The sequence below is a fragment of the Bacteroidetes Order II. bacterium genome, assembly GCA_016788705.1.
Classification (GTDB): domain Bacteria; phylum Bacteroidota; class Rhodothermia; order Rhodothermales; family UBA2364; genus UBA2364.
The window spans coordinates 79321-101329 of record JAEUSQ010000027.1; the positions used below are offsets into that span (position 1 = coordinate 79321).

Consider the following 22009-nt stretch of genomic DNA (forward strand, 5'->3'; position numbering starts at 1 on the left):
TACACCTGTCAATTATGGAGATTGTGACAAATGAAGTAAGCGCTTGCACTATGAGTTGATTCGGAAGGGCTTTTGCAAAAACCCGTTAGACAATAATGCGAAAAGAAGATAAGTCTCTGCCCTGAAACTACCAAGACGCGATGCTCCAGTTCTTCAGAGTGCTTTTATTGATACGATAGGTAGTGGCCTGTTTTTGACTTTTTCCGAGAAGCGACTTGACCTCCCCTTCATGCTTTATTCAATGATTGGTGTAACAAATTTATACCCCACTCCTTTTATGGTCTCGATGCGCATCTCACCGATCTTACGGCGAATTTTTCGGACGTGTACATCTACGGTTCGTACCACTACATAGACATCACTCCCCCAAATTTCCTCCAGCAGGTCATCACGGGTAAATACCGTTCCCGGATACGAAGCAAGTAAAAACAGGAGTTCAAATTCTTTCTTGGGAAGTTTGATCGGTTTGCCTTGCAAGCGAACCACATATTCTTCTCGGTTGATTTCAATATCCGGAAATTGCAGGATTTGTGGGCCATCCGTCGATTTCCGGGTACGCCGCAAAACAGCCTGTACCCGACTCACCAGCAAACGCGGAGAGACGGGCTTGGTCAGGTAATCATCCGCTCCAGCTTCAAGGCCCAACACTTCACTTTCCTCGTTCATCTTTGCTGTAAGCATGATAATAGGCGTATGTGCAATAGGTTCTTCGGCCCGAATGGCCTTGCAAACAAAAACACCGTCTAAACCAGGCATCATGATGTCTAAAATCACGAGATCGGGTTTTATCTTGCGCGTTTTTTCCAATCCCTCGGCGCCATTAAACGCCAATTGGGTGGCGTATCCGGCTTTGTTCAGGTTATACTTTAGCAATTCCAATATATCCGGCTCGTCGTCTATGAGCAAGATAGTGGCTAACGCTGTACTGTGTGGGCGTGCTGGCATGAAAAAAGGGGGTTATAAGGGGTAGGGGTGCGGCGAAGCAAAACACGAAGACGCGCTACCAATCGTGTAAAAGAAATCGGCTTTTGCAGATACGCATCTATTCCACTGTCTAATGCCTCGGCTTCGTGACGAATGGCTTCGTGCGAAAGTGGTAACCGCGATGGGCCTACCAGCGCCAATATCGGAATACGATACGCATCTAATACAGCCCGAAACTGGGGGGCTTTCCGGATAAATTCCAGATCAAAAACCTCCATCTCTAATAAGATGACACAAGGCTCCGATGACCATTGTCGGGCTACCCGTTCTTCTCCATGCCGGATATGATGAAAAACAAAGCCTTCGGCTACCAGATACTCCGTTTGTATCGGGTTCCGAAGATTGCCGGCAGGGACATAAAGAATGTTTCCAGACATGAAGGGTTTGCGTCATATTTTACGTGAAGATAGCCTTCCGAGATTGCGAAATGATTAGCCACATATTACCCTTGCGTTACCGAACACACAGTATTCCTACCTGTGGCCATTAGTAAATTGATTTTTTATGTATTTCATATGGACTTCTTACCAGAATTATTTGTAAACAACCGCACTTGGGCCGCGACGCTTGCGGAACAAGACCCCGACTTGTTTGAAAAAATGGCCACACAGCAAAATCCAGAAATTCTCTGGATCGGTTGCTCCGATAGCCGTGTACCCGCTAATCAGATTGTTGGCCTGTTGCCCGGCGAGTTGTTTGTTCACCGAAACGTGGCCAATATGGTGCATCATACCGATATGAACTGCCTCTCGGTCATGCAATACGCCATCGAAATGCTACACATCCGCCACATCATTGTGTGCGGCCACTATGGATGCGGAGGTGTAAAATCGGTTGTAGATTCAACCCGTCATGGACTGATTGACAACTGGTTACAGCCCATCAAAGAAGTATATAAACGACATGAAGCCCTTTTTCCGCCAGATTTATCACACAAAGACCGGATCAACCGTCTATGCGAATTGAATGTCGTGGAGCAAGTGTACAATGTAAGTCAATCTACCGTCGTGCAAAATGCATGGGAACGTGGCCATTCTCTTACCTTACACGCCTGGATTTATGGTCTTCACGATGGCCTCCTGCGCGACCTTGGCATGTGTATTGCCAACCAAGAAGAAGTGGAACCGCTGTATATTCAAGCACTCGAATTACTCGAAGCAGCAAATGTAGTAGTCCCCACCGAATCTCAGATCAATGAATCTTTGATCAAACAAGAATCCCTTTCTTCAACCTCGAATCATTGACCCATGACCATCCATCCTGCTCAGATTACACTTAAAATAGCCACCTCTTCTGAAGACTTCCGTTCTGCCCGCCAGCTCATTGAAGACTATGCCCGCTTTTTAGATGTGGATTTGTGTTTCCAGAACTTTGCCCAAGAATTGGAAGGATTATCCACCATGTATGGCCCACCTGACGGCTGCCAACTGCTCGCCTTCCACGATAACCAATTGGCAGGTGGCGTGGGCCTTAGGCGTTTTAATGAAGAATGGTGTGAAATGAAACGCCTTTATGTGTATCCTTCATTTAACGGTTTGGGAATCGGCACGTTGTTGGTAGATGCAGTGATTGCAGAAGCCAGACGCTTAGCTTATAAACAAATGGTCTTAGATACCATTCCTAAACTGGATACCGCCTTGCAAATGTACTTTAGGCGTGGATTTTATGAAATACCGCCCTATTACAACAATCCATACCGCCACACTACCAAGGTGTACTTTCTGGCATTATCACTTTAGAAATACACCCAAAAAGTATTCGCTTTCAGGATAAAAAAATAGGCGTCTGGGTAGAATACATTACTGTTATATAACGCCAAAAACCATCTATTTATTTATCAATAAATTTTACAATACTTGTTGTTTTTTTGACCAATAAAAACATTATGTTTATTCGGTTTTTTGAAAAAAGAGCACCTTGCTTAGGTATCGTATAATACTACTTTTGCGATTCATCTACTCGTCTGGTATTGTACGTCCGCCACTGCGCTTTAATACCATTACGGCACTTGCAAACCCGCCTCTTGCCTATGAACGGTGCCATCGCCCGATGTTCGTAGAGCGTCATGATTTGGGCTTTACCATGATTTGACAGGAAGGATTGGGTTGTCTGCATCCGTTTTTTGGCGACGCCCTGAGACAAATCCTGTATGCTGGTCGTTACCAATTTTACAGAGACCCTAATTCCTGAAACGGGGGAAACAGTAGAAAATGATTGACTCGTCAGAACGAATGAAAATGTTTTTTTAATTCCTCATCATCTTATCCATGATTTTAATCATCCATTACACTTATCAGATCCACTATCTTGCCCTGTAATTAATTTCTAATCATCTTACACAACAACAATGGATAAGAACAGAGAAGCCCTCGTCGCATTTTACCGGAAAGGACTCACCGTCAACGCCGAAACCACACCTACCGCAGTATTGACCGCAGTTTTAGCCGATGATTTCATTTCTCATGGCTCGGTGGAAAGCAAGGGAAAACCACAACTTATCGGACAAGTAGAGTTCTTCTGGAAACTCATCCCGGACTTAAAATGGGAGCCACAGGACATTGCCAACGATGGCAATAAATACGTCGTGCGCAGTTTGGTCAGCGGCACTCCGAAAGGCGATTTTATGGGATTGCCAACAGACGGCACAAAATCATTCCAAATTATGTCCATTGATTTTCACACCGTCATTGATGGCAAACTGACTTCCGTGCATCATTTGGAAGATTGGGGTACGGCGATGAAGCAATTGAAAGGGTAACAGTTGACCTTTTTTGACCGAAATGGGAGCGAGCTAAGTTTTTTTAAAAATGAACGCACAAATCCAAGCCACCCTCGACCGCCTCCACGCTGAAGCCGCCAGAAACCTGCCTGCTATGTTTCTCGCACTTTCAAAAGCCGTGTTTCGCCCTTTACAACCGGAGGACATGAAAAACGCCTACATCGCCGTCAGTCGGCAGCAGGGGGAACTGATGTACCGCACCATCCTCGACAGCGGCTACCGCCACATCGTGGAGTACGGCACTTCGTTTGGCATTTCCACGATTTACTTAGCGGCGGCGGCAAGGGAAACGGGCGGCAGGGTCGTCACCACCGAACTGCTGCCCGAAAAAGCCGAAAAAGCACACCAAAACTTCGTGGAAGCGGGCGTGGACGACCTGATTGACATCAAAGTAGGTGACGTGATGCAGACCCTCAGGGGTTACGACGAACCGATTGACCTGCTTTTCCTCGATGGCTGGAAGGAACAATACCTGCCGCTGGCGCAAATGCTGGAACCCAATTTTACCCAAAACGCCCTGCTCGTCGCCGACAACCTCGGCATGGAAGGCGTGAAACAGTACCTCCAATACGTCCGAAACTCGCCGAAATACCGCTCCCAGACCATCGGGACGGACAAGGGCGGAACGGAATTCACGCATTTTATCAACAACTGAATGATCCAACCGAAAGTACCCATCTGGATTTACGCCCTGCAAACGGTGCTTTGCCTCATCCTGCTTGAACAGGCCGTTTCTTACTGGCAAATGAACTATTGGGGTGATTTCGCGGTCACGGCCAGTCAAAAACGGGAAATCCTCGAACTGGCGGGTCGCACCACTGCCATGTTTTTAGTGGGCGTGCTTGTCATGCTGAGCCAGAACCCACACTATTTTGTGCCGCTTTTCCTACTGAATATTTTCAGGGAAACACAGGAGACCTTCATTGATGCGATGTACGAAACCGACACGTACCCGTGGGTCAATATTTTGGTACATGCAGTGATTATTGCGCTGGAAGTGCTGGCATTGGTGAAGGTGTATAAAATTTCGACCACACACAAATTCCATAGACAATGCACAAAGGAAGATTAGAAGCATTCAGTGATGGTGTTCTGGTAATTATTGTTACCATTATGGTGTTAGAACTTAAGGTGCCTGAAGGCGCAGCATGGCAAGATTTATGGCCGCTTTTACCCAAATTTTTAAGCTATGCCCTCAGTTTTTTGATGGTGCTGATTTACTGGAATAGCCACCACCATCTCATGCAAACGATTAAAACCGTAAACGGTAAGATCATGCTGGCAAATGGACTTTGGCTTTTTGTGATTTCCTTGCTTCCTTTTGCTACTTCCTGGATGGGCGAAAATGATTTTCAGTCAAATCCTGTTATTTTACAAGGTGTTATCTTCATTCTGGCAGGATTCGTGAGCCGGTTTTTATCCTTAATGATTATTAAATCGGAGGGGTCAGATTCTATTTTAGCAAAATTACAAAACGATAACTGGAAAGGTACCATTTCTTGGATTTCGTACTCCATTGGAATTACTTTAGCTTTTTATTATCCAGGTGTATCTGCTGTTATTTATTTTTTTGTGGCCTTTATGTGGCTGGTTCCCGACAAAAGGATCGAACACTTTTTGAAAAACAATTAGCAAATAATTATTGGAGTTATTATCTAATATCACCAGAAAAATGGCAACTAAAACAACCCTCATCACGGGCGCCACCGACGGCATTGGCAAGGCCCTCGCCGCGAAACTTCTTGCACAGGACTGGGACGTGACCATCGTGGGCCGGTCGCCCAAAAAATGTGTCGAGACCGTGGAAGAACTGAAACGCCTCACAGGGCGCAACCACATCTCCGCCATTGAAGCCGACCTCAGTTCGATGCAAAAAACGAGCGAAGTCTGCGACCGCTTTCTGGCGGCGCATACTTCGCTCGACTTGCTGGTGCTGAACGCCAACGCCATCGCCAACGAGCGCATCATCACATCGGAAGGAAACGAGCAAAACTTTGCCATCGGCTATTTGTCCCGCATTTTGATGCTTAAAAAATTAGAAGAAACACTGGCGAATACGCAGGGAAGCCAAATCCTTTCGGTCATCGGGTTGGACGTGCAAAGGCTTGATTTTGAGGACATTACAATCGAAAAAGATTTCAACGGTCGCAAAGGACTGACCCGCTGGCAATGGGCGATGAACCTTTTCGTGCAGGATTACGCCACCACCGGAGCAGTGCCCATCAACCTCTATATGCCCGGTCTGGTGAAAACCAAAATTCTCTCAAACGAGCCGCAACCCATGCGGGCTTTCGTCAAAATTATGAACCTCATCATCGGGCTGACACCCGAAAAAGCCGCCAACAACGTGTTGAAAGTGGTGGATGACATTGCCCAAAAGCACAAAAACGGCGCAACCTACGCTTGGGCAAAAGAGCGTTCCGCACTGAAATTGGATACACAGCTAGGCGATTTGGAGCGGTTGGAGGGGTTGACTAAGGAGATTTTGAGGCAGTATTTATAATTGTCCGTTTCTTTGCATTTTAAAAAATGAAACCCGATATCCAACGCTACGCCTTCAAGGAAGAAGCCAAAATCGGCTTCGAAATCGTGGATTTGGGCGAGGTGTATGCCCGCCACAAAGCCCAGGTAACCGTGCCACACCGCACGGATTTTTACCATATCCTATGGCTGAAAGCAGGTGTGTCGCAACATTTTGTAGATTTCCAAACCGTTGATATTGAGCCTAATACGCTGCTTTTTATCAACAAGGATGCCGTCCATGCTTTTGAAAACGTGGAACAGGTATCGGGAAAGGGCATTATCTTTTTGGATAATTTTTTCTGCAGCAGCGAGCAGGATGCGCAGTTTCTCCATAATTGTGTTTGCTTCAATAACTTCCGCACGATTTCGAGGCTGAATGTGACGCAGGGTTGCACCGATTTTAAGGCTATTTTTGCAATGATGAACGAGGCTTTCCAGAAGCCACCGGAGCCATTTCAAATTGTTTTTCTGCGCAATCTGCTGCATAATTTCCTCATACTTTCCGAGCGGTTTTTGCGGCAGCATAGCGATTTCCAAGCATTGCCCGCTGGCATTGACATGGACATATCGGCGGCTTTTCGCAACCTGCTCAACGCCCATTTTATAACTGAAAAAAACGTAGGCTTTTACGCCTCGCAACTCAACATCACCGAAAACCGGCTTTACCACGCCACCCAGTATATTTTGGGCAAAAGCCCCAAACAGGTCATCAACGACCGCCTCGTGCTGGAGGCCAAGCGGCTGTTGGTCAACTCTGCCAAGCCCGTCAAGGAAATCAGTTTTGAGCTCGGTTTCGGCGAGCCGACCAATTTCAACCAATTTTTCAAAAAAAACGTGGGGCTAACGCCGGGGGAATGGCGGATGGCAAATGGGTGGGTCCAAGATCGGTTACAACGATAGTCTTCAGTAAAGTACTTATACTTTTTATTAATATTATTCTTAACAGATTAAGATCAAATCTTATCATTTTTAAGCGATCCGCCGGTCACACCGTTAGTGATGCAAACGCCCGTAGCAGACCTTCGAAGCGTTGTAGCATCAAAAAAGCCGACAACCCCATTGCTGCGGTAGAAAGAACCAAACTCCACTGGCGAATTTTCAGGCGCGTGTATGTTAGCACCAAATAGCCCAGCCCCATGGCAATGGCGACGATCACAATTTGTCCCACTTCTAACCCGACATTAAAGGAGAATAGCGGCAACAAGATGCTTTCTTCCTCGCCAAGCAAGTCTCGTAGAAAATTTGAAAACCCCAAACCATGGATCAGACCAAACGTAAAAGCCATGGTGTATTTCCATCTAAGCGGGGGCAATATTTCGGTGTTCCGAGGTTCGGGCATCACCACATTCATAGCACCTGTAATGAAAATGGTGAGGGGAATGAGAAACTCAATCAGTGCGGCATCAACCTGAACAATGCGCAAAGTGGCCAACGCCAAGGTAACCGTATGCCCCAGTGTAAACGCCGAAAGCAATATCAAGATGCGTTTCCAATCTCGAAAGGTATAAAGGGCAATCAACGAAATCACAAAGAGGATGTGGTCGTAGCCTTGCACATCGGCAATGTGCTCGAAGCCCATCCGAAGCCATACAAAGAAGGTAGTGAGCATAGGAATTTTGAAAAAGTGTACAACGGGTGTAAAGATACGACGATTACACCGCACCCTGATCCTTTTATTTTTAAAGACCTCTGGTGGTTTATCTGGGATTCCATAGCCAAGTTTGTTAATGAACTTTTCATCCTTCTTCCTTCCATACTAATGAGCCAAACGAAGCATCCCTTTAAAAACAAAGGCTCCAAAAATCAATGGCCTTATTTATTTAAGTCATAATATTGAATATACACCCAGTACTTTTCATCAAAAAAGCCATATGCCTTATTTATTTAATAAAATAGACAACAACACTAAACAATCAAAGAAGTGGAAGCGTTTTCCTAATTTTCTTTTTCTGAATATTTGCTTTTAGATAAATCTTAGTGCTTATTTACCAATACCTATTACTTTATTATGCAATATAGGTCTATTACCAAAATAAGTAAAGAACCAATCAATCATACCATACCTGGGGTTGGCAGAACGAAAAGACATGATGAAAAAAGGACTTCCAAGTGCACGCGGGCTTTATCATCCCGAATTTGAAAAAGACAGTTGTGGCGTAGGTTTCATTGCCCATATAAAAGGCGAAGCCAGTCATCAGATTGTAGCAGATGCCAATCAGATGCTTATCAACATGGACCACCGTGGTGCTTGTGGTTGCGAGGCCAATACAGGCGATGGCGCGGGCATCCTGACGGCCATTCCAGATACATTTTTTCGAAAAGTAACGGCTTATTTGGGCTTTGACCTTCCGGAAAAAGGACGATATGGGACAGGTAATTTTTTCTTCGGGCATATGGAAGGAGAACGGCAACGAATGAAAGACGTTGTGGAAGAGATGGTTGCCCGTGAAGGTCTCGTCTTTATTGGATGGCGAGATGTCCCTACCGACCCGATCCGCGCCGATCTTGGCCCAACCGCCCGCTCACACCGCCCTTATACAGAACAACCTTTCATTGGCGCACCAACAAGCATGACCTCCGATGCCTTTGAACGTAAACTTTACCACGTCCGCAAGCGCATCACCAATCAATTACGGTTGATGGAGGAGGACTTCTATGCGTGTAGCCTCTCTGCACGTACCATTATTTATAAAGGCCGACTAACACCTGAACAGGTGGTGCATTATTACCCCGACCTTGCAGACCTTGACTATGAAAGCCACCTCGCGATGGTACACAGTCGGTTTTCCACAAACACCTTTCCCTCGTGGGACCGTGCCCAACCAAAGCGCATGATGGCCCACAATGGCGAGATCAACACCCTCAAAGGGAATGTGAACTGGATGTATGCACGTCAGGGGCAACTAAAATCCGATTTAATTGACACCTCCTTGGCTCAACCCATCTGCGAGCCAGATACCTCGGATTCCGGAAATTTTGATAACGTATTAGAATTATTGGTACTTAGTGGTCGATCTCTTCCCGAAGCCATTGCTATGATGATTCCAGAAGCTTGGGAAAACCACGAAGGCATGAGTGCTGCCAAACGTGCATTTTATGAATATCATGCCCATCTTTTAGAGCCGTGGGATGGTCCTGCCTCCATATCTTTTACCGACGGGCGGTACATCGGGGCAGTATTAGACCGAAATGGCCTGCGCCCAAGCCGCTACTACGTTACCAAAGACGACCGGGTGATTATGGCCTCGGAAGCAGGTGTACTTCCCATTGCCGCAGGTTTAATTCAGGCCAAGGGCCGCTTACAACCTGGCCGCATGTTTCTTGTGGATTTTGAACAAGGGCGCATTGTGCCCGACGAAGAGCTCAAAAAGCAACTTGCAGAAGCGCAACCTTATAAATCATGGTTACGCGACCAACAAATCACCCTTTCAGAAATTGTGGCCACTACCGACTTTGACACGATTCCAGCCACCACAGACAACCTAACCGCCCGGCTAAAGGTCTTTGGCTACACCACCGAACACCTAAATTTCATCTTGAAGCCAATGATTAAAGCAGGTTCCGAACCACTTTTCTCTATGGGAAACGATGCACCTTTAGCCCCATTGTCGCACCGAGACCGCTTGCTCTACGACTATTTCCAGCAACATTTTGCCCAAGTAACCAATCCCCCGATTGACTCTACCCGGGAATACCTGATCATGTCGCTCCAGTGCTATGTTGGACCACAAGGCAATCTGTTGGCGCCTTCACCAGAATCCGCTCACCGATTGCGATTAGACGACCCAATCTTGTCTAATGAAGAAATGGCTGCCCTCAAAAAGATGAATCATCGTGGTTGGACTTCTTCTGTAATAGACATTACGTATCCAGTTTCCGAGGGCGTAAGAGGGTTGGAACAGGCCATTGACCGAATTTGTAAAGAAGTAGAGCGTGCCATCTGGCAAAACCATAGTGTCGTGATTTTATCCGACCGCCTCGCTTCCCGAAACCGGATTCCAGTTTCGTCTTTATTGGCCTCATCTTCGGTTCATCATCATCTGATCCGTACCAAATTGCGTACCCGTGTAGCCCTCATCTTAGAAACGGGTGAAGCACGCGAAGTACACCATCATGCGGTGCTTTTGGGATACGGCGCAGATGCCATAAACCCTTATCTTGTCTTCGAATCGGCGATGTCAGAATACGAAAAAGGTGCTTTTGGCCACGAAATGACCAAAGAGGGTCTTGTTATGTCTTATAAAAAAGGCGTGAGTAAAGGAATCTTGAAAGTTATGGCCAAAATGGGCATTTCAACCCTGCAAAGTTATAAAGGTGCACAGATTTTTGAGGCCGTAGGCTTAAATAAAGCCTTGGTGGAAAAAAGTTTTTCAGGAACCATTAGCCGGATCGGCGGCATTTCTTATGAAGAATTGGCCGAAGAAGCCCTCCAGAGGCATCGGTTGGCATTCCCCGAACAACTGGATGCCTCCCAACTTGATAACCCCGGCGAGTATCACTGGCGCAGCAACGGAGAACGTCATATGTGGACTCCCGAAGCCATTGCGCACTTACAAAAAGCAGCCCGTACCAACAGCCGAGACGCCTATTATGCTTTTGCCAAGGTCGTGGACGGCACAGCGGAAAACGCCAGTACCCTACGAAGTTTATTGCGCTTTAAAGCGGGCGCCACAGCCATTCCACTACATGAAGTAGAGCCCGCTTCCGAGATTGTCAAACGCTTTGTGACCGGCGCCATGAGCCTTGGCTCTATTTCAACAGAAGCGCACGAAACCTTGGCGGTTGCGCTCAACCGACTCGGGGGAAAATCAAATACGGGCGAAGGGGGGGAGGATTATTTCCGGTTCGAGGCTATGCCCAACGGCGACTCCAAGCGGAGTGCCATTAAACAAGTGGCTTCCGGTCGGTTTGGGGTCACCATGTGGTACCTACACAATGCCGATGAACTACAAATCAAGATGGCCCAAGGGGCAAAACCTGGTGAAGGGGGCGAATTACCAGGCCATAAGGTGAGTGAATACATTGCGTCTGTGCGTCGCTCCATGCCCGGCGTTGGGCTTATTTCCCCACCACCCCACCACGATATTTATTCCATAGAAGACCTCTCGCAACTCATCCACGACCTAAAAAACGCCAATCCCCGTGCCCGGATCAGCGTCAAATTGGTCTCGGAAGCTGGCGTAGGAACCATTGCCGCAGGCGTTGCCAAGGCCAAAGCAGACCATATCCTGATTTCCGGACACGATGGCGGCACGGGGGCTTCGCCCATCAACTCCATCAAACATGCAGGGTTACCGTGGGAGTTAGGGCTCGCAGAAACCCACCAAACATTGGTGATGAACGGGTTAAGAAGCAGGGTTACGCTCCAAACCGATGGGCAATTAAAAACAGGACGTGATGTGGTGATCGCAGCCATTTTGGGCGCGGAAGAGTTTGGATTTGCCACGGCGCCGCTCATTACCATGGGGTGTATTATGATGCGGAAGTGCCACCTGAATACCTGTCCGGTGGGAGTGGCTACCCAAGACCCGGTTTTGCGTAAGAAATTTAAAGGACTTCCCGAACACGTCGTAAACTATTTATGGATGGTGGCCGAACATGCCCGCGAGATTATGGCTTCATTGGGCGTGATATCCATCACGGAATTGGTAGGCAGAGTAGAATTGGTCGAAGAAAATCCAGACATTCGGCATTGGAAAACCAAAACCATTGATTTATCGGCCCTATTGGTTCCAGCCGAATCCCTCTATGGCAATATGCCCGTGGTTTGTTCCGAACCACAAGACCATGGACTGATGAAGTCCATAGACAATACCTTAATTGCGCTCGCATTTCCTGCTTTGGAACAAGCCAAACCCATTCGGCTTGCCCTACCCGTAAAAAACACCGACCGTGTAATCGGCGCCATGCTGAGCAGCGAAGTTGTCCGGCGTTTTGGGGAACCCGCCTTGCCAGAAGATACCATTTGGATTAAACTACGCGGTTCCGCCGGACAAAGCTTGGGCGCCTTTACCGTCCAAGGAGTTACCTTAGAAGTCGAAGGAGATGCAAACGACTATGTAGGCAAAGGCCTTTCTGGCGGAAAAGTGGTGGTTTATCCGGATCGGGTGGCCACCTTCCGGCCTGAAGAGCATATTGTGGTGGGCAATGTCTGTTTTTATGGCGCAACAAGTGGGGAAGCCTATATTCGTGGACAAGCAGCGGAGCGGTTTGCCGTCCGTAACTCCGGCGCAAAAGTGGTGGTAGAAGGCGTGGGCGACCATGCTTGTGAATACATGACGGGCGGCCGCGTAGTCATTCTTGGCCCTACGGGACGTAATTTCGCCGCTGGAATGAGTGGTGGAATTGCTTATGTACTGGACTCTGTGGGCACGTTTGAAAGGCATTGCAATACCGAACTGGTAAATTTGGAAGGGGTTACTGAACCAGAAGAACTCATGGAACTGCACGAGTTGATTTCGCGCCACCTACAATATACTGGCTCCACCATTGCCGAAGAAATACTAAACCATTGGCAGGCAAGAGTCAGGCAATTTGTCAAAGTGATGCCAAGAGACTATAAGCGGGTTCTTTCTGCCCTAAAGCAAAAACAATCTATACTTGCCTAAAAACCCTTTGCACCAATAGACCAAACGAAAATAACTACATGGGAAAGCCAACCGGATTTATTGAATTTGCCCGAAAAACCATCCCATATCGTCCACCTCTTGAACGGATTCAAGATGCCAAGGAGATATACACCCGCACAGACGAATCTGCCCTGATTACACAAGGAGCCCGTTGTATGGATTGTGGCATCCCGTTTTGCCATTCCGAAACGGGATGTCCGGTGGATAACCTAATACCGGAATGGAATGATTTGGTGTTTCGAGGCGAATGGAAAACAGCCCTCGACAGGTTACATAAAACCAATAATTTTCCAGAATTTACGGGCCGTGTTTGTCCTGCACCCTGTGAAGGCTCTTGTACACTGGGCATCAACGAACAACCGGTAACCATCAAAAACATTGAACAATCCATCATTGACCGTGGTTTTGCAGAAAGTTGGGTCACCGCTACGCCACCCCGATTCCGGACAGAGTTTCGGGTTGCAGTAGTGGGAAGCGGCCCTGCTGGACTGGCTGCCGCCGATGAGTTGAACAAACACGGACATACCGTGACTGTGTTTGAACGCAATGACCGAATAGGCGGACTGTTGACCTATGGCATTCCAAACATGAAATTGGACAAAGGTGTAGTGGAACGACGGGTAAGACTATTAGAAGCAAGTGGGGTACACTTTGTGACCAATGCCAATATTGGGATAAACATAGACCCACAGACGCTGCGTAATGATTTTGATGCGATTGTATTGGCCGTAGGCGCTACTCGGCCCCGTGACTTATCTGCTCCTGGCCGTGAATTAAAAGGTATTCATTTTGCAATGGATTTCTTGGAAGCCAATACCAAACGGCTCTTGGATGGCGAGGCGGCAACCAGTCCTTTCATTGATGCAAAAGGCAAAAAGGTCATCGTAATTGGGGGCGGGGATACCGGAACCGATTGCATTGCAACCTCCGTCCGACATGGGGCCACCTCGGTGGTAAATTTCGAGATAATGCCCAAACCGCCGAACGAGCGTGCCGAAAGCAACCCATGGCCAGAGTGGCCGCGTATCTTCCGTGTGGACTATGGGCATACCGAGGCCGAAGCCGTTTTTGGCGAAGACCCACGTACCTATACACTTGTTACAAAAGGCTTTATTGGCAATGAGAATGGCCAAATTATTGGAGTAGAAACCGTCAATATTGCCTGGGAGGGCGGCAAACTGAGCGAGATTGCTGGAACCGAAAAAGCATGGGAAGCTGATTTGGTCTTTCTCTCTATGGGATTTTTGGGGCCGGAAGCGACGCTTGCCAAGGCATTTGGTTTACAAACAGATGCACGATCCAATTTTAAGGCGGCTTTTAAACGCCACGAGACTTCGATACCGGGTATTTTTGCCGCTGGCGACTGTCGGCGTGGCCAATCTCTGGTAGTTTGGGCCATCCGCGAAGGCCGTGAAGCCGCGCAAAGCGTCCATCAATACCTCACCAAAACCCTTCAATTTGCCAAGCCCGTTGAAGCGGTTGCCGTATAAGTTTCTACAGACTCCTCTTTCTTACACCATCTAAAACTAGGGCTAAGAGCCGCCGGGACATCCGTCGGCTTTTTTTGGGACTTGGAAAATATACCTATCAGGACATATAGAATCGTAAAAGAAACCAACCATCGAACCTACCAGCTGCATTGTTTCATAAGGGTAGTATTACAAATTGCGAAACGCTAAACAAGTAGAAAACCCTTGTGACCCAATAATTTGTAAACGGGTGGCTTAACGCCGTATTTTGGAAATCCACACCACCACATGCTTAAACATCATGCAACAAGCCTTTCAAGCGCAGGCCCCCCCTTCCGAAATACTTCGGAAAAACGGCTTTCCGCTCCATCATATCTCGGCTTTTCTCGCGACCTTATCCGACGACCGTTCGCGGATTCAAGCAATCGCTCAGACCCAAACAGAGGCGTTAACGGGTTATTTTGTCCCAGGAAGATTGGAAATTTTGGGCAAACACACCGACTATGCCGGCGGGAGCAGTATTGTTTGCGCCATAGATAAGGGGTTCCGAATATATGGCTACAAAACCGATGGCGCCGCGATCTATCTTCATCATTTAGACGAAAAGAAGAGCCTTTCCATCAACCTTTCCCATTGGTCCCCCGATCCTATTGGCTGGTCGGCTTATGCCCTTGCCGTTATTCGGAGACTCACCTCCAACTTCGGGAAATTGTCCGGCGGGCATCTTTTTTTCACATCGGACTTGCCTCAGGCAGCCGGCATGAGCAGTTCCAGTGCCTTCATCATTTCTCTTTTAATGGTTTTGTCGGACCTAAACCAACTTCAAGACCATCCACTTTGGGTTAGCCAGATCAAGACAAAGGAAGATTTGGCCACCTATGCCAGTTGCATTGAAAATGGCACGAGTTTCGGTTCGCTCAGGGGCGAGAAGGGTGTAGGCACAAAAGGTGGTAGCCAAGACCATGTCGCGATCATATGTAGCCATTCGGGGCACTTGAATCATTTTTCATATGCCCCCACTCGCTTCCAAAAGGCGCTTCCAATGCCCGATCAATTTCAGTTCGTCATCGCACATTCGGGGGTTTTGGCAGAAAAAACCGGAGAAGCCCAATCCCTTTATAACCGTGCTGCGGGCCTGGCCAACGCCCTCGTTGAAACCTGGAACAAGCATGAACAAAGCCAATTTACCCATATTGGCGCCTTGATCCAAAGCCCGGCTTTTGACCTTTATACTCTCTGGAAACATCTTCTGCTAAAACGTGGAAAACCCTTCTCAGATATTGCACTCATGGATCGGCTGGATCATTTCATCGTCGAGTCCGAATTGGTACAGGAGGCAATGAGCGCCCTTGAACGAGACCAATTGGTGGCGTTTGGACGCCTGACCTTCCAGTCGCAGCACTATGCAGAGCGGTTTCTTAGGAATCAAATTCAGGAAACAAGTTTTCTGGTCGCGTCAGCCAAACGATTGGGGGCATTGGCTGCATCAGCTTTTGGTGCTGGATTTGGAGGGGCTGTATGGGCAATGGTACATACATTCGATGTTCCCATTTTCCTACAACAATGGGAAGCCACTTATGCCCATACATTTCCTAACCGGCTCGCACATTCTCAATTTTTCCCTATTTTACCAGGCCCCCCCGTGTTTGAATTGCCTTTATGATTTGTACCTTTAGGTTTGCTTAATACAAGACTTGTATGGGATTTTTTGACTTTATTCGCACCAACCATTCCGCACCTCTGGTTCAGCAATGTCTGACCGAAATGCAGGTAATGTTGGAAATTGCAGAAGAAATCTTTACCGCATCTACTGCTTATGCCTTAGATAACCAAGCCCTTAAAGTTGACCTGAAGGCACGGGACGATGAAATCAATAACCGAGAAATTGGCATTCGTGGCAGACTTCAAGAGCATTTTCATCAAGAACCCAAGCAAGACATCACCATTGGTCTCATCTTGATGAGCATTGTACAAGACGCCGAACGGGCGGGTGATTTGGGTAAATCCATTGCCAAAATGGCGGATCTGGCCCACCGTAATCGCATTGGGACACGGGTGCAAGAATTGCGTAACATCCGCAACCTCATTGCCCACATGTTTCCACAAATGAAGCAAGGATTTATTGGAAAAGATATTGAGGTCGCACGAGAGGTAATGAATCAGAACATCACTGTAAAAACCTTGACCTCGCAGTTTATGCGCAATCTGGCCAATGATTCCGAAATAACGGTGAACGAGGCAGTGGTCTTGGCAGGTCTTGCCCGCATGATTTCTCGCGTTTCAGCCCATTTATCCAATATTATGTCTTCCGTGGTCATGCCCTTTGACCAAATTCGGCGCGCCCCCAGTTGGAGTGAGGAACCCGAATGAACATCCCGAAACGATTACTTTGCTTGCGGTCAGCCAGTTTCTGGCTTCTGGCCCTCTTCTCTTCGGCTTGTTCCAATCAGCTGGTGCCTATTCCCGAAGAGGAAGAACCTTCTTTTTTCGTTCAAGGGGCCGATATTTCCTTCTTACCGGAACTCAGGTCTCATCCTATGACGACCCGATTTCAAGGCCAACCAGAAGACCCCTTGCTTACCCTCAAACGATCTGGTGTCAATGTTATCCGCCTTCGGCTATGGAAGCAACCTGCCGAAGAAACCTCTTCTTTTTCAACCGTCAAAAAACTAAGTGCTGAAATCAAAAATCTGGGCTTAAAAACCCTCATCAGTGTTCATTATTCCGATACTTGGGCAGATCCTGGAAAACAAACCAAGCCCCTTGGCTGGAAAAACATCACGGGCGAGCAACTGCAAGACAGCGTTTATGCCTATACCCGGAAAATTATGGAGGAAATAAAACCTGATTTTATTCAATTAGGAAACGAAATAAATGGCGGTTTTTTATGGCCGGATGGAAATTATGAAAACATTTTGGTCTTCAAATTATTACTTAAGAAAGCAGCTTTAGCAGTACGCCAAGTAAATCCAAAAACCAAAATCATCCTCCATTATGCCGGAATCGAATTTGCAGAATCTTTCTTCACAAAACTGTCTGATATAGATTATGACATCATGGGACTTAGCTATTATCCCATATGGCATGGAAAAGACCTAAACAAATTAAAAGAAGATTTGGCAAGACTAACTACGACAATGCAAAAATCTGTCTTAATTGCAGAAATGGCTTATCCCTTTAGCTTGGGTTGGAATGATTGGACGAACAATATTGTCGGTCTTGAATCTCAATTACTTTCTGGGTTTCCTGCCACTCCAAAAGGCCAGAAAGAGTACGTTTTAGCAGTAAAAAACTTACTCAAAGCAAACCCCAAGAGCATCGGATTTTGCTACTGGGGGGCCGAATGGATCAGCTTCAAGGGCAATCGTGCAACCAATGGATCTTCTTGGGAAAATCAGGCATTTTGGGATTTTAATAACGACAGTTTACCTGTCTTAGAAGCCTATCAATAATGTTTTATATTAAGGAATCTGAAAATAAATTAATATGCACGTTCCTTCCTGACTACTTTTTAATTCCATTTTTCCATCTAATTGACGAACCAATCCTTTGACCAAATTCATGCCAAGCGTCTGACGATTAAATAAGCGAACATCTTCTGGGATACCAACACCATTGTCCGTTACATTCAAGTAATAATAAGATTCTTTCTGATAAAAGGATACTTCTATTTTGCCATGAGACCTATTTTTGAAGGCATATTTATAACAATTTGTAATAAGCTCATTAACGATCAAACCTGTTGGTACTGCAGTATCAATGTCTAACTTAGAATTATCTATATTAAGATCAACAAAAATAATTTGACTTTCTAATTTATATGACAATTCTATATTGTTAATAAGAGTTGTAATAAAGTCTTGAATACTTAAAGTTGACAAGTCCTCTGACTGATATAAGTTTTGATGAATTAATGCAATTGAATACACACGATCTTGCCCTTCTTTCATAAGTTTTTTTGCTTGTTCATCTTTCATATTTCGGGCTTGTTTTTCAAATAAACCTGAAATAATTTGCAAATTATTTTTGACTCTATGATGAATCTCTTGAAGTAGCCTTTCTTTATCACCTAAAGAACTTTCCAACATTTTTTTTTGATCCACAATTATCTTATTATCATTTTTAATCTTATATATTATAATGATACCCACGAATAAAACAAGACCAAGTACAATCACAGCCAAGTTTTTTAACCACTGCTCTTGACGACCAACCTTGATCGCATCCTCTATTTTATTTTCATATCTTTCGGCATCTACTCGCATTTCAATTTGCCAAATCTTTCGTTTATCTTTTTGTTTTTCCAAACTATCCTCTATCACATTAACAAGTTTAAGAAACTTATACGCATTTAGATAATCATTTTTAATTTCAAAATAATTCACATTATTATAATAAAATGGAAGTAACTTAAAATAATTACCTTGATCATTAAAGCGAATATATTTCTGCAAGAGCCTCGAACGTTCTAAATATTTTTTTGCCTCCTCAACTTTATTTTGCCTTAACTTTAACTTGACAACAACTTGAAGTGCGTCGAACTCTGCTATGGTCTGACTAATTGAATTCGGGTCTTTATAATTATAGTTCATCTGATACAATTTATACCCTCTTTCGGCATAAAAATTTGCACTCCGAATATCATTTAACTCCATATAATAGGAAGCTATATCCAAAGAAGAAAGTCCTTGCCAAAATATCTTCCTCCAGTCTTGTGGGTTCTGATTAGCACCTATTACATGGTTTGCATTATAAATCAACTGAGCATACAAAATAGCCTTTGCATAATCTTTTTGGTTTGCATAAATGGCTTGAATCAGATTCAAAGTCAGCGTATAAAAAATCTCAGATGTACTTTGCGTATATCTAATAGATAGACTTAAACTCTCTAAGGCTTTTTCATAATCTCCCAACGAGTAAAAAGTTCTTCCCATATGATATAACATCCAATCACCATTATATAAATAAAAATTCTTGAACCCAAGCGCTTTCATGCTTGACAATTTTTTAAGATACGAAGAATACATTTCTTGTTCTTTCAATCTTCCATTAGCAAAATCATTTAATTCTAACGACATTTCTGCAACAATCCTTTCAACTTCAAACCCTGTATTTTGCTCTGAAATTCTAATAATTTCTTTTAACCCTTCAACAGCTTCAGTAACTGAATAGTTGAAAGGGTGCATGACATGCCCTTTTGTATATAACCAAAAAGCTAATAATTTTTTATTTCCTTTACGATCTATATATTTATAAATTTGTTCATAAGTATATTTATCATATAAATAAAAATTCTTAATAAATATCATCCGTTCTTCATCATTATCCAACTTATTAAAATCATGAATTGTTGATTTAATAAATGTATTCCCTTGTTGTGACAATATTTGAAGTGAAAAAATAAAAAATACACATAAAGAAACAAATAGCTTTTTTATACAGCCATCATAAAATCTACAATAAATATATGGCAGATGCATTTTTATTATATCAAAAAAATAAGATTTTTTCTAAAAAGAAAAAACTTTAAAAGCTACGTGACGTAAATTTATTTTACAAATACCGTACCATCGGATGCAATGTGAGGCATGGTGTTGGGAAAGTCCAATTTAGACAATCTCCGCAAGGTAGAAATGGCCGAATTTGACTTGTCTTTTGTTAAAATCCCACGTCCTGTAAGTACAAAAGGATGGATTTTCCCGCTTGAGAACCTCCCCTCGGCATCCAATTTCACCTCCAAGACCATCGTTTCCGCAGTAGGGCCTGCCAGTTGGAACCAGCCATAGGTAGCAAAATTACCGAGCGAATAGGCAATCAGGCGGTCTTTATACACCTCCATTCCGCGCAACACATGCGGCCCATGACCCAGCACCAGGTCCGCACCAGCATCAATAACGGTTTTAGCAAAAAGTGGTAAATTACCGCGGGCTTCTCCAAAAAACATCTCTGTTTTATTAGGAACACGGGTATTTCCAGAACCTTCTGCCCCACCATGAAACGAGACCACCACCAAGTCTGCTTTGGCATCTGCATCTTGTACCAGTTGGCGTGCGGCTTCCAATTCATTCACATTGGGTGCAACATTATTGTGGGCAAACCCAATAAACGCCACCTTTTTGCCTTTAATCTCCTTAAAAGTAGTTGCAAAAGACTGACGATCCCCACCTGCATGAAGAATGCCAACTTCATCCAACGTCTTACGTGTACTTAGACGGCCTGCTTCACCAAAATCATTCGCATGGTTATTGGCCACACTTAGCACATCTAATCCTGCATTTTTGAGGTGTTTTCCGTAGCGATTTGGCATTTTAAAGGCAAAACAATTCCCACTTTTTCCACACTTACCAGAGGCTCCTTCGTCAATTAAAGGGCCTTCTAAATTGGCAAAGGCGATATCTGCTGCCTGAAATAAAGGCGCAACAGGATCGAGTAGCCGAGCACCGTCTTCGGGTGGCATTCTGGTTGTATTGGGAAAAGTGGATCCCAGCATGATGTCACCTGCCGCAGCAATCGTAATTGGCTCCAAATTCTTAACAGGGGTGTTTGTAGCAACCGACCCATTGACTTTGTCTATTTCCTGTTTTTCATTTTTCGTACAACCCGCAAGAAACCAACAACAGATTAATAAACATGAGGTTCGGTATAATGTAGAAAATGTCATCAAAATATGGGGAAAATTTCAAAAAACGAGCATGTCAGTTTATCATCATTCCCTCCGAATAAATTATCCGGTGATGTGAGCGCAAATATAATAACTGGCATGATTTAAAGTTAGCATTTTTATACTGATCATACAACTTTTACGGACCTATCTTCCTTTATAAACCTGCAAACATACCAGCCCAATTTACATGTGTTCGTTAAAACTGAGATTCGCCATAAACGGAATTTCTTTGTTACCGTTGTTGGTAAACGCAATCGTTTGGTCTCCTGATTTAGTAGCATGATCCGAACAAGGGCCATCTTCTGCAAGATCGCGTACTTTTCCATTTACGGTCACGGTTACTTTTGTACCCAGGTCTGTATCGGGCATAATACATGTCATGAACCCTTTTTGTACAAAAGCCACATACGCCTTGGTTTCACCTGCGTCCAAAGTGATTTTCAGATCGGTATCAGAGGCACCTTTTGCCAATTTTATACGCTCAGACTGACTGCCCGTGGTTTCTGCCGACTCAATTTCGTCCGAAGTTTCATCCGGCACAGGTGTCTCTTCCTTGGGTACGGAAGACGTAGTGGGAGCACTTTCTGGTTTGGCTTCAGGCGCAGAGGCATTATTGCCACAGCCGGGAAGTACAAAAACCAAAAGCAAGAAATAAATATTTTTTTTCATCCGTTTTTGTATTTTTTTGATTATATAAATAACCGGTTTACACAATGTAAACATTCACAAAAAGAATTTGACAATCTGTCATCTTATAAATATTTACAGATGAAGGATCGCCAAGATTGATTAAAATAACGATATTACATCACTTTCTAAATACCTAAGTACAAGACTACAGAGTCATCATAATATATTTTTGTGATGTTTTTACGCTTAGTTAATGATTTTCAGAGCCTTGGATTTCATATTCATTTGGCTGTTTGAAACCACCATTCCAAGTGACACGTGTTGTTATCGA

19 protein-coding genes are annotated in these 22009 nt (G+C 45.0%); 13 read left to right on the forward strand and 6 right to left on the reverse strand.

Annotation, left to right across the window (positions count from 1 at the left end; translation table 11 throughout):
* Positions 1-234: 234 nt before the first annotated feature.
* Positions 235-945, reverse strand: coding sequence for a response regulator transcription factor (locus tag JNN12_07255; protein MBL7978122.1), 711 nt, complete (start codon positions 943-945; stop codon positions 235-237).
* Positions 915-1361: a response regulator transcription factor gene (locus JNN12_07260; protein MBL7978123.1), complete on the reverse strand. Its 447-nt coding sequence runs from the start codon at positions 1359-1361 to the stop codon at positions 915-917. Before JNN12_07260 ends, JNN12_07255 begins: the two co-directional genes overlap by 31 nt.
* Before the next feature lie 138 nt (positions 1362-1499).
* Here JNN12_07260 and can point away from each other — a divergent pair, with 138 nt between their 5' ends.
* The 8 genes from can to JNN12_07300 all read left to right on the forward strand — a co-directional run bounded on the left by can (position 1500) and on the right by JNN12_07300 (position 7186).
* Entirely contained in the window at positions 1500-2228 is a 729-nt protein-coding gene (gene can / locus JNN12_07265) for a carbonate dehydratase (protein MBL7978124.1), read from the forward strand.
* Between the two features lie 3 nt (positions 2229-2231).
* Positions 2232-2723 carry a GNAT family N-acetyltransferase gene (locus tag JNN12_07270; GenBank protein ID MBL7978125.1) on the forward strand — a complete coding sequence of 164 codons (492 nt, stop codon included), beginning with the start codon at positions 2232-2234 and terminating at the stop codon, positions 2721-2723.
* Between the two features lie 608 nt (positions 2724-3331).
* Positions 3332-3742: an ester cyclase gene (locus JNN12_07275; protein MBL7978126.1), complete on the forward strand. Its 411-nt coding sequence runs from the start codon at positions 3332-3334 to the stop codon at positions 3740-3742.
* A gap of 49 nt (positions 3743-3791) precedes the next feature.
* The gene (locus JNN12_07280; protein ID MBL7978127.1) at positions 3792-4418 is read left to right on the forward strand and encodes a class I SAM-dependent methyltransferase; all 627 of its coding nucleotides are present in this window, start codon (positions 3792-3794) and stop codon (positions 4416-4418) included.
* A complete protein-coding gene (locus JNN12_07285) occupies positions 4419-4835 on the forward strand; it encodes a hypothetical protein (GenBank protein MBL7978128.1) in 417 nt (138 codons plus the stop codon). It abuts the gene before it with no gap.
* Positions 4817-5395 carry a DUF1211 domain-containing protein gene (locus tag JNN12_07290; protein MBL7978129.1) on the forward strand — a complete coding sequence of 193 codons (579 nt, stop codon included), beginning with the start codon at positions 4817-4819 and terminating at the stop codon, positions 5393-5395. Before JNN12_07285 ends, JNN12_07290 begins: the two co-directional genes overlap by 19 nt.
* Positions 5396-5435: 40 nt before the next feature.
* Positions 5436-6266, forward strand: coding sequence for an SDR family NAD(P)-dependent oxidoreductase (locus tag JNN12_07295; GenBank protein ID MBL7978130.1), 831 nt, complete (start codon positions 5436-5438; stop codon positions 6264-6266).
* A 26-nt stretch (positions 6267-6292) separates the two neighbouring features.
* Positions 6293-7186: an AraC family transcriptional regulator gene (locus tag JNN12_07300; protein MBL7978131.1), complete on the forward strand. Its 894-nt coding sequence runs from the start codon at positions 6293-6295 to the stop codon at positions 7184-7186.
* 85 nt (positions 7187-7271) lie between these two features.
* On the opposite strand, the gene JNN12_07305 is transcribed toward JNN12_07300, so the two are convergent.
* Positions 7272-7895: a HupE/UreJ family protein gene (locus JNN12_07305; GenBank protein ID MBL7978132.1), complete on the reverse strand. Its 624-nt coding sequence runs from the start codon at positions 7893-7895 to the stop codon at positions 7272-7274.
* 478 nt (positions 7896-8373) lie between these two features.
* On the opposite strand from JNN12_07305, the gene gltB reads away from it, so the two are divergent.
* The 5 genes from gltB to JNN12_07330 all read left to right on the forward strand — a co-directional run bounded on the left by gltB (position 8374) and on the right by JNN12_07330 (position 17836).
* The gene (gene gltB, locus JNN12_07310) at positions 8374-12894 is read left to right on the forward strand and encodes a glutamate synthase large subunit (protein ID MBL7978133.1); all 4521 of its coding nucleotides are present in this window, start codon (positions 8374-8376) and stop codon (positions 12892-12894) included.
* Positions 12895-12932: 38 nt separating this feature from the next.
* Positions 12933-14405: a glutamate synthase subunit beta gene (locus JNN12_07315; GenBank protein MBL7978134.1), complete on the forward strand. Its 1473-nt coding sequence runs from the start codon at positions 12933-12935 to the stop codon at positions 14403-14405.
* A 280-nt stretch (positions 14406-14685) separates the two neighbouring features.
* Positions 14686-16047, forward strand: a complete 1362-nt coding sequence (locus tag JNN12_07320; protein MBL7978135.1) for a hypothetical protein — start codon at positions 14686-14688, stop codon at positions 16045-16047.
* Positions 16048-16082: 35 nt separating this feature from the next.
* A complete protein-coding gene (locus JNN12_07325) occupies positions 16083-16754 on the forward strand; it encodes a hypothetical protein (protein ID MBL7978136.1) in 672 nt (223 codons plus the stop codon).
* Positions 16751-17836, forward strand: a complete 1086-nt coding sequence (locus JNN12_07330; GenBank protein ID MBL7978137.1) for a glycosyl hydrolase 53 family protein — start codon at positions 16751-16753, stop codon at positions 17834-17836. The genes JNN12_07325 and JNN12_07330 overlap by 4 nt, the downstream gene beginning before the upstream one ends.
* Before the next feature lie 9 nt (positions 17837-17845).
* On the opposite strand, the gene JNN12_07335 is transcribed toward JNN12_07330, so the two are convergent.
* The 3 genes from JNN12_07335 to JNN12_07345 all read right to left on the reverse strand — a co-directional run bounded on the left by JNN12_07335 (position 17846) and on the right by JNN12_07345 (position 21717).
* Positions 17846-19864, reverse strand: coding sequence for a sensor histidine kinase (locus JNN12_07335; protein MBL7978138.1), 2019 nt, complete (start codon positions 19862-19864; stop codon positions 17846-17848).
* Positions 19865-19932: 68 nt separating this feature from the next.
* The gene (locus JNN12_07340) at positions 19933-20910 is read right to left on the reverse strand and encodes a CapA family protein (GenBank protein MBL7978139.1); all 978 of its coding nucleotides are present in this window, start codon (positions 20908-20910) and stop codon (positions 19933-19935) included.
* 321 nt (positions 20911-21231) lie between these two features.
* On the reverse strand, positions 21232-21717 hold the full coding sequence (locus JNN12_07345; GenBank protein ID MBL7978140.1) for a hypothetical protein: 486 nt from the start codon (positions 21715-21717) through the stop codon (positions 21232-21234).
* Between the last annotated feature and the right edge of the window lie 292 nt (positions 21718-22009).